This is a genomic window from Kocuria sp. ZOR0020 (assembly GCF_000800955.1).
GTDB lineage: Bacteria > Actinomycetota > Actinomycetes > Actinomycetales > Micrococcaceae > Kocuria > Kocuria subflava.
Genome location: NZ_JROX01000197.1, coordinates 1 through 13,536 on the forward strand (window position 1 = coordinate 1; position 13,536 = coordinate 13,536).

Annotated in this window: 14 protein-coding genes; 8 read left to right on the plus strand and 6 right to left on the minus strand. The window is 64.4% G+C overall.

All coding sequences use genetic code 11. The features are described from left to right. Window positions 1-50: 50 nt before the first annotated feature. The gene (locus L979_RS11295) at window positions 51-653 is read right to left on the minus strand and encodes a hypothetical protein (protein ID WP_052209831.1); all 603 of its coding nucleotides are present in this window, start codon (window positions 651-653) and stop codon (window positions 51-53) included. 84 nt (window positions 654-737) lie between these two features. On the opposite strand from L979_RS11295, the gene L979_RS11300 reads away from it, so the two are divergent. Continuing rightward, window positions 738-2,393, plus strand: a complete 1,656-nt coding sequence (locus tag L979_RS11300) for an AI-2E family transporter (protein ID WP_081994389.1) — start codon at window positions 738-740, stop codon at window positions 2,391-2,393. Continuing rightward, a complete protein-coding gene (gene ilvA / locus L979_RS11305) occupies window positions 2,393-3,694 on the plus strand; it encodes a threonine ammonia-lyase (RefSeq protein WP_052209832.1) in 1,302 nt (433 codons plus the stop codon). The genes L979_RS11300 and ilvA overlap by 1 nt, the downstream gene beginning before the upstream one ends. A 279-nt stretch (window positions 3,695-3,973) precedes the next feature. On the opposite strand, the gene greA is transcribed toward ilvA, so the two are convergent. Together greA and L979_RS11315 are read right to left on the minus strand one after the other, a co-directional pair. Beyond that, window positions 3,974-4,480, minus strand: a complete 507-nt coding sequence (gene greA, locus L979_RS11310) for a transcription elongation factor GreA (protein ID WP_047692322.1) — start codon at window positions 4,478-4,480, stop codon at window positions 3,974-3,976. Between the two features lie 214 nt (window positions 4,481-4,694). Beyond that, complete coding sequence (locus tag L979_RS11315; protein WP_052209833.1) at window positions 4,695-5,204, minus strand: DUF4307 domain-containing protein; 510 nt, start codon at window positions 5,202-5,204, stop codon at window positions 4,695-4,697. A gap of 135 nt (window positions 5,205-5,339) precedes the next feature. On the opposite strand from L979_RS11315, the gene mca reads away from it, so the two are divergent. Then, entirely contained in the window at window positions 5,340-6,287 is a 948-nt protein-coding gene (gene mca, locus L979_RS11320; protein ID WP_047692314.1) for a mycothiol conjugate amidase Mca, read from the plus strand. 60 nt (window positions 6,288-6,347) lie between these two features. Next, window positions 6,348-6,692 (plus strand): hypothetical protein, encoded by a 345-nt coding sequence (locus L979_RS11325; protein WP_047692315.1) that lies wholly within the window; start codon window positions 6,348-6,350, stop codon window positions 6,690-6,692. Between the two features lie 78 nt (window positions 6,693-6,770). On the opposite strand, the gene L979_RS11330 is transcribed toward L979_RS11325, so the two are convergent. Continuing rightward, window positions 6,771-7,532: a hemolysin III family protein gene (locus L979_RS11330; protein WP_231559518.1), complete on the minus strand. Its 762-nt coding sequence runs from the start codon at window positions 7,530-7,532 to the stop codon at window positions 6,771-6,773. Window positions 7,533-7,687: 155 nt separating this feature from the next. On the opposite strand from L979_RS11330, the gene L979_RS11335 reads away from it, so the two are divergent. Together L979_RS11335 and L979_RS11340 are read left to right on the plus strand one after the other, a co-directional pair. Next, window positions 7,688-8,449 carry an isoprenyl transferase gene (locus L979_RS11335; RefSeq protein WP_047692316.1) on the plus strand — a complete coding sequence of 254 codons (762 nt, stop codon included), beginning with the start codon at window positions 7,688-7,690 and terminating at the stop codon, window positions 8,447-8,449. 156 nt (window positions 8,450-8,605) lie between these two features. Continuing rightward, complete coding sequence (locus L979_RS11340) at window positions 8,606-10,021, plus strand: PhoH family protein (RefSeq protein ID WP_081994387.1); 1,416 nt, start codon at window positions 8,606-8,608, stop codon at window positions 10,019-10,021. Here the strand turns inward: L979_RS11340 and L979_RS14760 are convergent. Beyond that, window positions 9,990-11,288 carry a glycosyltransferase 87 family protein gene (locus tag L979_RS14760; protein WP_052209834.1) on the minus strand — a complete coding sequence of 433 codons (1,299 nt, stop codon included), beginning with the start codon at window positions 11,286-11,288 and terminating at the stop codon, window positions 9,990-9,992. The genes L979_RS11340 and L979_RS14760 overlap by 32 nt on opposite strands. Before the next feature lie 114 nt (window positions 11,289-11,402). Continuing rightward, window positions 11,403-12,245: a hypothetical protein gene (locus L979_RS11350; protein ID WP_047692317.1), complete on the minus strand. Its 843-nt coding sequence runs from the start codon at window positions 12,243-12,245 to the stop codon at window positions 11,403-11,405. Window positions 12,246-12,360: 115 nt separating this feature from the next. On the opposite strand from L979_RS11350, the gene L979_RS11355 reads away from it, so the two are divergent. Further along, window positions 12,361-12,876 (plus strand): prepilin peptidase, encoded by a 516-nt coding sequence (locus L979_RS11355; protein ID WP_156125564.1) that lies wholly within the window; start codon window positions 12,361-12,363, stop codon window positions 12,874-12,876. 49 nt (window positions 12,877-12,925) lie between these two features. After that, the gene (locus L979_RS11360; protein ID WP_047692318.1) at window positions 12,926-13,417 is read left to right on the plus strand and encodes an NUDIX domain-containing protein; all 492 of its coding nucleotides are present in this window, start codon (window positions 12,926-12,928) and stop codon (window positions 13,415-13,417) included. Window positions 13,418-13,536: the final 119 nt, after the last annotated feature.

The window sequence follows — 13,536 nt, forward strand, 5'->3', positions numbered from 1 at the left end:
CGTGCGGAAGGCGAGGGGCGACGTCGTTGCAGGGAACGTGCTGAGCAGTGTCAGCGGAAGGTCAGAGGTGCTGGACGGGCGGGCAACGTGGCGGCGTGATCGCTGGAGACCTGGGTGTCCGGGCGGCCCACGAAGAGCCAGCCCAGGATTTCCTCGTCGGCGTCCAGGCCGTAGAACTCACCCAGGAATTCCAGGTCCGGGCTCTGGCGCGGTGACCACTGCGTGGCCCAGCCACTGGCGTAGAAAGCGGCTTCCAGCAGCAGGCGTGCTCCCAGGGCCTCGCCGTGCTGAGCACGTTTGGGCAGATCCGATCCTCGCTTGGGGTGGAACACCAGAGCCAGGGCGAGGCCGCCGTTGGAGGCAAAGGCCAGGGAACCCCGGAAAGCTGCCAAGCGGCGCATGTTCTTGCCCTTGAGGCGCGCGGTGGGCTGCTTGAGGTCCGGGATGGTCTTCAGTCCGGACAATGCTGCAGCCAGCTCGGTGGCTTGGCCCCGGGTGGTGCCCACCAGGCGCCATGTGAGCGGGCGGCCCTTGACCCGAGGCCCGGCTGCCGCAGAAATGATCTTCTCGAGTTCCTCACGGGCAGGAGCCTCCGCGGTGAGCGCGGGGGCCGGGCGGCGCTGGGTGAGGATCCTCAAGAAGTGGGTGGACATGCCTCCATCATGACACCTCAACTGGGTGCGTGACCGTGTTCACGATGTCCTCCATATGAATAAATCAATGGGAACATGTACCTCATGTCCTCATCGAACTCTCAAACGGAGGCAGGCAAGAAGCTTGCACGGATAGCCGAACCGGAGCTGCCGGTCGGTTCCGAATCCGATTCCTCCGGCGTTTCCGTCTCTGTGCGCGTGGCCGCTGCCTGGTCCTGGCGCGTCATCATCATTGTTGCCGCGCTGCTGGTTGTTGGCTGGCTGATGGCCTACTTCACCACCGTGTGGATCCCGGTGTTGCTGGCTGCCCTGCTGGCTGGTCTGGTGTCGCCGGCCGTGACGTGGCTGCGCAGCAAGAGGTTCCCCACCTTTGCGGCTGCAGCGCTGGTGGAGCTCGGTCTGATCGTGGCTGTCCTGGGTCTGCTGGCGCTGGCCGGACAGCAGATCATCCTGGGCTTCAGCCAGCTCTCCGATTCCGCCATGCGTGGTATCAACACGCTGCTGGGCATGATCGAGGACCTTCCGTTCGACATCTCCACGGAAACTCTCAACCAGTGGGTGGACCAGGGGTTCTCCACCCTGCAGGACAACTCCTCCGCAATCGTTTCCGGCGCCATCTCCTTCGGTTCCACAGCAGGCACCATTGTGACGGGCACCTTGATCATGCTCTTCACCTTGCTGTTCTTCCTGGCCGACGGGGAGAAGATCTGGCTGTTCCTGGTCAAGCTCTTCCCGCGCCCCGCCCGCCCGGCCGTGAACGGGGCCGGACGCCGTGGCTGGTTGTCCCTGGTGCAATACGTGCGCATCCAGGGTTTTGTGGCCTTCATCGACGCCGTGGGCATTGGCCTGGGTGCCTTCCTGCTGGGGGTCCCGCTGGCCGTGCCGATCGGCATCCTGGTGTTCCTGGGTTCCTTCATCCCGATGGTGGGTGCCGTGGTGACCGGCGCGATTGCCGTGCTGGTGGCTCTGGTGGCCAACGGCCCCTGGATCGCATTGGCCATGCTGGGTGTGGTGCTGCTGGTGCAGCAGGTCGAATCCAACATCCTGCAGCCGCTGATCATGGGCAAGGCCGTTTCCCTGCACCCCCTGGCCGTGTTCCTGGCCGTGGCCACGGGCTCCGTGACCGCAGGCATCCTGGGGGCACTGTTCTCCGTCCCGTTGTTGGCCGTGGTCAACTCCGTGATGCGTTACCTGGCCGCACAGGGCTGGCGTAACGATCCAGAGATCGCCTGGCAACCCAATTACTTCCCGTGGGAGATCCGCAAGCTGGCCAAGAAGGAAGAACTCACCCGCGAACAGGTCCTTCAGCAGTTCCGCCGGTTCTCCCGTTCCAAGCGCAACCAGGAAGCCGGCAAGCAGAACAAGGAAGTGGAGAAGGCAGCCGCCGAGCGTGAGAAGGAATTGGCTGTCTCCGCGGCGGAGAAGGTCCAGGCCTCGGAGAAGCGCCGTGACGACCGCTCCGTGTCGGCTCGCATCGCCGATTCCGATGACAAGACCACTCCGGTGATGACCCGTCCGGCCACGGCTGCAGAGACTTCTGAGGCAGCTCGGATGCCGCACGGTTTGGGTCGCGACGCCGGACGGGAGAGCCCCGAACGCATTGTGGGCAGCCCTGACCATGATTCCTCGGAGTTCCCGCAGAACAAGTCCATGGACCAGGATCCGGGTGCTCATCCGGCTGCCCGGCGCGAGGACGACATCGAAGACACCGATTCCCCGAACGATCCCGGACGCGCGTGATGACTGAGCCGAATCTGCTGACCCAGCCACCTGCCACCGAGCGGGATCTGAGCACCACGTTGGCCTCCTTGCCGGTGGTGTTGGAGGACGTGGAGCGTGCCGCCGGGCTGTTGGACGGCGTGATTGAACGCACTCCGGTGGCTCACTCGCGGGCGTTGTCCCGGATGATCGGGTCAGAGGTCTGGGTCAAGGCGGAAAACCTGCAGCGCAGTGGTTCCTTCAAGGTCCGCGGCGCCTACAACCGCATGGCTCAGCTTTCCGATGAGGAGAAGGCCCGCGGGGTGGTGGCTGCCTCTGCAGGCAATCACGCCCAGGGTGTTGCCCTGGCGGCCCAGCGTTTGGGCATCAAGGCCACCATCTACATGCCGTTGGGTGCTGCGCTGCCCAAGGTGGCTGCCACCCAGGATCACGGGGCTGAAGTGGTCCTGCACGGAGCCAAGGTGGACGAGGCCCTCGCGGAGGCACGCCGCGTGGCGGAAGCCACCGGCAAGGTGTTCGTCCACCCCTTCGACCACCCGGACATCATTGCCGGGCAGGGAACCCTGGGGCTGGAGCTGCTGGACCAGGTCCCCAACGTGGACACCGTGCTCACCGGTGTGGGTGGCGGTGGTCTGCTGGCAGGGCTGACGGTGGCGCTGAAGGCCCGGGAGGCCCGCGGCGGGCGCCCCGTCCGGGTGATCGGTGTCCAGGCGGAAAACGCGGCCGCCTACCCGCCCTCATTGGCCGGTGACGCCCTGGTGTCCTTGGAAAAGGTCTCCACCATTGCCGACGGCATTGCCGTGGGTCAGCCCGGTCAGCTCCCGTTCCAGATCATCAAGGAACTTGCCGACGACGTCGTCACCGTTTCCGAGGACCGCTTGGCCGAGTCCCTGATCTTCATGCTGGAGCGCAACAAGTTTGTGGTGGAGCCGGCCGGTGTGGTGGGAGTGGCTGCCCTGCTGGACGGGCGCCTGAAGGAAACCTACGGGGATCTGGGAACCACCGTGGTGGTGCTCTCCGGCGGCAACATCGACCCCATGCTCATGCTCAAAGTCATCCAGCGTGGTCTTGCTGCTGCCGGGCGATACATGACCGTCAAGATGATGCTGGTGGACCGCCCCGGCGAACTGACCCGGATCTCCAGCATCATCTCCCGCTTGGATGCCAACGTGACCGGCGTTGACCACACCCGCATCGGCGGTTCCCTGGCCATGGGGGATGTCTCCATCACCATCGACATGGAGACCAAGGGCCACGAGCACTCCCGCCAGGTGCTCTCCGCACTCGAAGCGGAGGGCTACCGCCCGGTCGTCGTGCACTGAGCGATTGCTGCTGACCGCTCGCTGCTGTCCGTGAGCAGATAGGGCGGCTCCGACCGACGAGCGGGTGCTGGGCGCCTTCCGTAGAACGTCAAGCGAAGCAGTTCAAGGAAGGCGCCCAGCACCCGCGCCCGGTCGCAGGGGCCGGACACTGCTGTCTCGACAACGACGACGGTCGGGCCCTCCGCAGGACGCCAAGCAATGCAGTCCAGGGAGGGCCCGACCGTCGTCGAACTCAGTGAGTGATGTGACCCGACTCCGGTGGCCGAGCGATACGTCCGATCAGGCCTCGAAAGGCTTGACCGTGAGGATCTCCACGGAGATTTCCTTGCCGTTGGGGGCCTGGTAGCTCACGGTGTCCCCGGACTTGTGACCCTTGACGGCGGAACCGATGGGGGAGTGGTCGGAGAAAACTTCCATGTCGGAGTCGCCCACCAGGTCCTCGGCAACCTCACGCGAACCCAGCAGGAAGGTCATCTCGTTGCCGGCCACCTTGGCGGTGACCACCATGCCAGATTCGGCAACGCCGTCGTCGGCGGCCTTTTCGCCAACCACTGCGTTGTCCAGCAGAGCAGTCAGGTGGGCAATGCGGCCCTCGTTCTTCCCCTGCTCCTCACGGGCGGCGTGGTAACCACCGTTCTCCTTGAGGTCACCTTCCTCACGGGCGGCCTCAATGCGGTCCACGATTTCCTGGCGGTAGGGCCCGGAGATGTGGTCGAGTTCCTTCTTGAGGCGGTCGTAGGCCTCATGGGTCAGCCACGCGCCCTGGGTTTCGGGGGTCTCAGGCACAGTTGCCTTCTCTCTGGTCTTCAGGTGTTTCCGTTGGTCATCAGGCACGGCCGCAGGGGCGTGACGCCCGGGCGGTCTTGCTCCGGGAGGGTGCACACCGGCAGCCACGGCCGTGTTCTCAGACACAATAGTCTAACGGATATGGCGTGATCACCAGCACTGCTACGGTTCACGCCGTCTCAAGCAGCCCTGCCGTGAACCGTGGATCCAGGCCTCAGTCGATCACCCAACACTGGGTGACTTGAGCGGAATTCGCCTGGTTGGTGGTCCGGATTTCCACCCGGTGCGCACTGGTTCGTCCCACCACCAGGTCCGGGTCCACGTGGCCGATGGTGGTTTCCGTGTAGCCCACCACGGCGTAGTTCTGGTTCAGTGCCTCCACACCACAGCGGACGACGTCGTCGGGGTTCTTGGTGACCTCAAAATCGGCTGTGATCTGGGATGCGGAGGCCAGCTCGAAGCCGACGTCCTTGGTGGCGGGGCGATTGGAACCGGCCACCAAAATCCAGATCACAAAAGCACTGGCCACCAGCGTGCCTGCCACCAGAACCCACAACAGTGATCGTTTGGTGGGCTTGCGGCGCGCCGGGCGCGCGTACCGCTGTTGCAACCGACGTTCGGCATCCCGGCCGACGTCCATGGACGACGACCCCCCCGCCGCGTTCCGTGACGGGGTGCCCGCGGGCACGGTGGGTTCCGTGTTGGTGGTGGGGTCGGTGGGCATGGATCCAGTCTAGGTGCCGTGAGGGGCCGGGTGTGCGGCGCGTAGAATGGTCGGCAGTGCCTGCTGGTGCCAACTGCGCACCGGCCCACCCGTCACCACCCGTCCGCGTTCGGCGGACCATGAAGGAGATGTTCCTTGCCGACGTATGCTGACCTGCGCCTGTTGGCTGTCCACGCGCACCCTGACGATGAATCATCCAAGGGTGCCGGGACCATGGCCCACTACCGTCGTTTGGGGGTTGAGGTCATGGTGGCCACCAACACCGGCGGGGAACGCGGGGACATCCTGAACCAGGCCATGGAAGGTGTTCCGCACGCAGAGCGTGATCTGGCCGGCTACCGGCGCTCCGAAATGGCTGAGGCTGCTGACATCCTGGACATCCAGCACCGGTGGATGGGCTTCACGGACTCCGGTCTTCCGGAAGGGGATCCTCTGCCGCCACTGCCGTGGGGCTGCTTTGCCCTGCAGCCGGTGGAGATCGCCGCGGCCCCACTGGTCAAGTTGGTGCGTGATTTCAAGCCGCACGTGATCCTGACGTATGACGAAAACGGCGGGTACCCGCACCCGGACCACATCCAGACCCACAACGTGGCCATGCACGCCTGGAAGACCGCGGGAGATCCAGAGGCCTATCCGGATCTGGGTGAGGCCTGGGAACCGCTGAAGATCTACTACGACAAAGCCTTCAGTCCGGAACGATTTGTGGCCCTGCACGATGCCATGCTGGAACGCGGCCTGGAATCTCCGTTTGCGGAGCGGATCGCGCGCATGTTGGAGGCACAGGATGCCGAGGGCAACACGGCTGCCTTGGGCAAACACCCCACCACCACCAAGGTCTTCTGCCCGGAGTCCTTCACCGTCCGCGAGGACGCCCTGCGCTGCCACGCAACCCAGGTGGCCCCTGACTCCATGTTCTTTGCCGTTTCCCCCGAGTTCCAGGCGGCTGCCTGGCCGTGGGAGGACTACGTTCTGGCTGATTCCCGGGTTGAGGCCGTGGCCCCGGAGACCTGCCTGTTCGAGGGCATCGTGGACCAGATTGCCCCCGTGCCCGATTACGCTCCACAACCGGACTGGCAGATCTGAGCCACTCGCTTGGAGCAGCCGATGTCCATCCCCAAAGTTCCGAAAGCCGAGTGACTCACCATGTTGTCCGTGTTCCTGGAGACCACCCCGCCCGCTGACCCCAACCAGCTCATGCCGGGTTTGGAGCCTGAACAGGTCAGCCCAGGTGTGATCGGGTTTTTCGCCACGTTTTTTGTGGTGGTGGCACTGACTGCCTTGATCCTGGACTTCATGCGTCGGCAGCGCCGCTTGCGGTACCGCCTGGCCTACGCCGCTGAGCAGGAGGCCCAGGAGAGGCAGGGTTCACCTGCCGGTGAGGGCGCGCAGCAGACCGCCACGACGACGACGCCTGCGCCCGCCACCACCTCAGACGGTTCCGGGCAGAAGCCCAACTCCGGCGGGTCAGAACCCGGTTCCGGGGTGTAGCCCTGATTTGGGCATGTAAAAGGGCAGGTCCGTTGAGTGGATCTGCCCTTTTCCATGCCCGAACCCTTGAGCGCCTGATCACCCCAGCATGGCGAACATGATCGCAATGTAGTGGCAGATGAATCCCACCACGGTCCAGGTGTGGAAGACCTCATGGAAGCCAAAAGTGCGCGGGGCCAGGATGGGCCACTTGAGCGCGTAGGTGACCGCGCCTGCAATGTAAGCCAGTCCGCCGACCGCCAACATGATGGTGGCCACGGGCTGCACCGGCCAGAATTGCGGCAGATAAGCCACGGCAATACAGCCCATGACCACGTACAACGGCGTGTAGAGCCAACGCGGTGCATTCATCCACACCAGCCGGAAGGCCACCAGGCCGATGGCCGAACCCCAGATGATGGACAGCAGGATGGTGGGGTCAGGCATCAACGCAATGGCGGCCGGCGTGTAGGTGCCGGCAATCAACAGGGCAATGTTGGTGTGGTCCAAGCGGCGTAGAACAGCGGTGACCCGCGGGGACCAGTAGCTGCGGTGGTAGATCCCGGAGACGCCGAACAGAAGCAACCCGGTGACACCAAAAACGGCGCAGGCCACCCGCAATTCCACGGTGGGGGCCAGGATCATGGCCACCAGAACCATCACAAAGGCAATGGGGGTGAAACCGGCGTGGATCCAACCGCGCCAACTGGGTTTGCGGGGCACCGGTGGGTGGGCAAGTGTTGAACCGAGCTTGTGCAAGAACGGTGAGCGGGCCACGGTTTCCAGCACGTCAGGGATCACGGGAGCAACCCGTCGTGGGCGCTTGGTGGTGCGCTGAGATGCGCGAGCATGTTCGGTCACGGGAACCTCCTTGAGGAAAGTAAGTGGGACCCGGGGGATCATCAAGAATTCTAGGTCCCCAACTTGGGTGCCGCCTGGGATTGCGGGACGTGATGTTCCGGGGCAGGCGCTAGATTTGTACTGGCTGATCCGCACACAGATGTCAGGAGGGTGGCGTGGCCAAAGCTCGACCCATCTACCGGCTCTATGAGCAGCGTCTTGCCGCTGACCTGGATCAAGACCGGTTGCCCCACCATGTGGGTGTGCTGGTGGACGGCAATCGGCGGTGGGCCAAACAGTCCGGTGGGTCCACGGAGGACGGTCACCGTGCGGGTGCGGAGAAGATCATCGAGTTCCTGGGATGGTGCCGGGACCTGGAGATCCCCGTGGTCACCCTGTACGTGCTCTCCACGGAGAATCTGAAGCGCCCCGCTGCTGAGCTGGGACCGCTCCTGGAGATCATCACGGGACTGACCCAGCGGCTGCAGGAAGAGGGTATTTGCCGTGCGCAGCCGGTGGGGGCCTTGGACCTACTGCCCCAGCCGTTGCGGGATCGCCTGGAAACCCTGCGGGTGGTCACCAAGGACAACGAGGGCCCCCATCTGAACATTGCCGTGGGCTACGGCGGACGCCAAGAGATCGTGGATGCCGTCAAGGAGATCTTCACGGAGGCCCTGGACCGCGGGGAGGATGTCCGCGATTTGGTGTCCTCCTTGTCTGCCGAGCACATTTCGGAACACCTTTACACCCGCGGCCAACCGGATCCTGACCTCTTGATCCGCACCTCCGGTGAGCAGCGGCTCTCCGGGTTCCTGATGTGGCAGTCCGCCTATTCGGAGTACTACTTCTGTGAGGCCCTGTGGCCGGATTTCCGCTACGTGGACTTCCTGCGTGCCTTGCGGGACTACGCATCCCGCAAACGTCGATTCGGCGGCTGAGCACACCCCCGTCTGCGCGTGTGCCCTGAGTCACATCCCTGTAATTCACGGGGCGTTCACGTGTCAGGCACTGGGGGCAGTCGTGTGCCATGTCACCGTGGGATCAGGCGGCCGGTGACCGACGCCGGTTGTCCTCACCCGACAAAGGACGCCGCGATGACCAGCAATCACGTAGACCACAAGCTCGATGCCGCAGCTCAGCACGGTGACACCTGGCAGGCCTCCACCCACCAGGTGTCCTCCGTACAAACGCCTGCGGTGACCGCACCGCGGGCCGGCGTGAAGTCCTACGTGGTGGACACCTCCGTGCTCCTCTCCGATCCTCGCGCCGTCTTGCGTTTTGCCGAACACGACGTCGTTCTGCCCGTGGTGGTGATCACCGAGTTGGAGGGCAAACGCCATGACCCCGAGCTGGGCTATTTTGCCCGCAAGGCATTGCGTCTGCTGGACCAACTGCGCGTGGAACACGGCAACCTGAACCGCCCTTTGCCGCTGGGGGATGAGGGGGGTCGTCTGATGGTGGAGCTCAACCACGTGGCCGAGACCGTGCTGCCGTTGAGCTTCCGGCTCAAGGACAATGATTCCCGCATCCTGGCCGTGGCCAAGAACCTGGCGGATGAAGGCCATGACGTCTGCGTGGTCTCCAAGGACCTCCCCATGCGCGTCAAGGCATCTGCATTGGGCCTGGATGCTGATGAATACCGCGCGGAGTGGGTGACCGGGGGCCACACCGAATACACGGGAGTGGAGGAATTGGAGGTCCACGACGACGTCGTCGCTGCCCTGTACGCCCAAGAGTCCGTGGCCATCGATCAATCTGCCGGGCTACCGGCCAACTGTGGACTGGTGCTGCACTCACCGCGCGGCAATGCCCTGGCCCGGGTCCGGGCCGATGGAAACGCACGTGTGGTGCGGGGTGACCGTGAAGTGTTCGGCGTGGTGGGGCGCTCGGCGGAACAGCGCCTGGCCATTGACGTCTTGACGGACCCGGCGGTGGGGATCGTCTCCCTGGGAGGGCGGGCCGGCACCGGCAAATCGGCGTTGGCCCTGTGTGCGGGGCTGGAAGCCGTGCTGGAACGTCAGGAACACCGCAAGATCATCGTGTTCCGTCCGCTCTACGCGGTGGGCGGTCAGGAGCTGGGCTACCTGCCCGGCACCGAGGACGAAAAAATGAACCCCTGGGGCCAAGCCGTCTACGACACCTTGGGTTCCGTGGTCTCCGAAAACGTCATGACTGAGGTGAGCTCACGCGGTTTGATCGAGGTGCTGCCGCTGACCCACATCCGCGGACGGTCCCTGCATGACGCCTGGGTGATTGTGGACGAGGCCCAATCCCTGGAGAAGAACGTGCTGCTGACCGTGCTCTCCAGAATCGGGCGGAACTCCAAAGTGATCCTGACCCACGACGTCGCACAGCGCGACAACCTGCGCGTGGGGCGCCACGACGGTGTCACGGCCGTGGTGGAAGCGCTCAAGGGTCAGGCCTTGTTCGGGCACGTCACGTTGACGCGCTCCGAGCGCTCGCCGATCGCCGCGCTGGTCACGGAAGTGCTGGAACGTGCTGAGGTGTGAGATCTGTGCGGTACGGCCGCAGGCACAGCCAGATTCCTGAAAGCACGGCGGCCCAGACCGGGAAGGTGGCCACCCGTTCCAGTGACGGTGGGCCATTGAACACCACAGCAGGCACCTCACCTGGCTCGGTGAGGTGGGCGGCAAATATGGATGGCGCGGAGGTGAACGTCCACAACAGCAACCCAGCCAGGATCACCACCACCGCCCATTCCCATGCCGGTGCCGACCGCGGGTTGTGTGGAATCAGGGCCAGCAGAAGGGGCCCCACCCACACCCAGTGGTGCTCCCAGGAAATCGGGGAGATCAGCAGCATGACCAAAGCGCCGATCACGGTGGCGCTGAAGGCGTCACCCGCACGGGACACCCGTCGGATTCCCAGTGCTCCGCCCACCAGCACTGTCAGAACCAGGACCACCCACAGGGGACTGGCCCAACCGTCCGGGAGGTTGAGCATGTGCAGGGAACCATTGAGGGAGAGGTTGGAAATTCGTGCGTCCTCGCCCACTCGGCTGGTCTGCCACAACTGGGAGGTGAAGTAGTCCCAGACCTCGCGCGGGAGGAACACCGCAGAGATCACCACGGTGGTTGCCAACCCCAGGACCATGCCCGCAATGGTGCACCACCGGCCCTGCACCAGGGGGACCAGTCCCATGGCTGCGGGCGTGACCTTGAACCCGGCGGCAAATCCGGTCAGCACACCGGTGCCCCACGTGTGCTCCCGCTGCCTGCCCAGGTCCCACAGGATCAGCAGCGCCAAGGCTATGTTGACCTGCCCGAACACCAGGGTGAAGCTCACCGGGTACAGGTTCCACAACACGCCGTAGACACCAAGGAACGCCAAGACGCTCACCACAGGAGTGGATCCGAACCAGGCGCGTGAGAACGGTGCCAGGTGCAAGATCACCAGTACGTATAGCCCCAGCAATGCCACGCCGAACACGGCTGTGATGCTCCAGGCCTGCTCCAAGGTCATGCCGCCCAAGGGGTAGAACATGAGGGCTGACAGCGGTGGATAGGTGAATGGAAGCTCCAGACTGCCCACGGAAACCAGTGAGGGAGCGTAGAGCTCCTGGGTGTTGGGGTTCACTCCGTGCAGCACCTGGGCTGCTCGCCAGTACACACGCATGTCCAGGCCCGGTGAGTCCCTGACCGTCAACAGATAGGTCGATGCCAGGGCGGTGACCACCACGTAGCTGACCAGCAAGGCACAGATGGTGGGCCAGGAGATTCGGGGAGAGAGGGAAACCAATCGATGCGACCGGGACATGGGGGCCTTCGGATCATCACACAGGAGGGGAAATTGGGTATCGGGACGCCCGCAGTTGCATGACCAATCATTGGGGGACCCGTGGGTCAGCTTAATGGGCTACGGCCCAGGACCTCATACGTCAGGGGCTTGCGTGACCTGCCACGGGACATGGTGGGAAACATCCGTGAGGTTGAAGGAGACCGGTGTGAACAAGTCATCCAGCATGTAGTCGTCCACGGCCTCGATCCGCAGCCGGTGCCCGGCACCACTCAGCGGCCCTTCCAAAACGGTGGAGGCCACACAGATCCCCGTCTGGTCATCCACCACCACCTCTGAGGGCGCAGGGACCAACGGATGGCCTGGCTCCACGGGCTGGTAGGTGATCCGAGGTGTCACGGTGGCGGTACGGACGGTGCGCCCGGCGTCGTCATGCAGGACCCGGACGTCACTGATGGCCGCGGGCAGTTGTTGGGCTGCCAGGTACGGGGCCACAGGCTTGGGTCCCACCATCTCCACCGGGTCCAGCACTGCCTGCCAGCGGCCACCTCCGAACACGGGGTCACCATAGGCGGCCTCCGGGCGGCGTTCCACCAGACCGGAGCGGCGGTAGACAGGGGCCACCAACGACGGCGGCAGGAGCCATGAGTCCGGACGGGAAGCCACGTAGAAATCCTGCAGAGAGGTGCCGATGTCCGTGGAGGTGTAGAGAGGATGCCCGTCCAGGGTTTCCACGCGCAGATCCTTGGGGCGTCGGACCCAGGCTCGGATGGGCCATGGCACGCGGTCCTGTTTGGCTCCCATGGAGGAGTCCCGTATGGGGGCTCCGGTGGCATCCCGGTCGGAGGCCGGGAGCAACCACTGCAGTGTGAAGCGGATGGTGTTCCAGCGCCAGGGCGAGGATCTGCACAGTGCGGCGAACTCCTGGGGGTCGTTTCCCGGGGCTGCAGTGGGGCGACCGTACGGTCCTATGCTCATGGGACCAGTCTAAAGACCTCCACATCCAGCGTGGGTGGTTAACACTTGGGTGACCTTTCCACTGAAGGCTGACGTGGAGTGGGCTGCGGGGTCGCCCCGGACTACCGTGGTGCCCATGGGTGATTACTTGATGCTCCATGCATCGGACGGGGGAGTGGGCAACTTGATGGCCACGTTCTTTGTCCTGCTCACCCTCACGTCCCTGGCCCTGATCTCCGCCTGGTTGCTCTACGTGGATCTGCGCGAACACCGGCTCCCGGGGGCCGTGGTCAGACCCACATGGGTGGGGGCGGGGATCCTGTTGACCGCTGCCGCTCTGCTCTCCGGCGAGCCCACCCGCATTGTGGGCATGGTGCTGGGATCAGTGGGAATGTGGCTGTTGTACTTCCTGCTGCATCGAGCCTCCCGTGGAGCCCTGGGGCTGGGTGACGTCCGCTTGGCCGGCCTGCTGGGCACGGTCTTGGGCTTCGCATCCGTGTGGAACGTCTTGTGGTGTGTGATTCTTGGTTTTGTGGTGGGTGGGGTGATCGCCGTGTTCCTGCTGATCAGCAAGCGGGCCAAGGCCACGGACCGGGTACCGTTCGGACCTGCCATGCTGGTGGGCGCTGCCCTTGCGCTGGTTCTGGTGTGACAACATCCTTGATGCCAGGTCCTTGATCCTCCGTCAGACAGGAGCACCCATGCCCACCCCTGACTTCATCCTTGAGCTGCGCGAAAAGATCGGCCACGCCCCGCTGTGGTTGCCAGGTGCCACCGCAGTGGTGCTCAAAGGAGACCACGTGCTGCTGGGCCGCCGTTCGGACAACGGCCGGTGGACTCCCATCACGGGCATTGTTGACCCCGGGGAAGATCCTGCGGTGACGGCTGTGCGTGAATGCCAGGAGGAAACCGGGGTGACCTGTGTGGTGGAGGGCCTGGCGATGGTGAAAGCAGGCCGGGAGATGGAATTCCCCAACGGCGACCGGTGCACTTTCCTTGACCATGCCTTCCGGTGCCGCTGGGTCAGCGGCGACCCGGTGGTCAACGACGACGAATCCACGGACGTCCGCTGGTTCCCTCTGAACGATTTGCCGGAGATCCGGGAGGACCTCTTGGAACGAATCGCCGTGGCCGTGGAGTTCGATGGCCGCACTAGGTTTGTCACGGACCCGGACGGAACCGTCTCGTCATGAACGCGGGCGGGTAGCTGCCGGCCAGCCCTGCTTCCTGACACCCGCCGAACAGCGAGTTCTTCCGCTCATTGCTCCCTCCATCTGCTCAGAAGCGATTTGTGCCGCCCATCAGAGCTGAT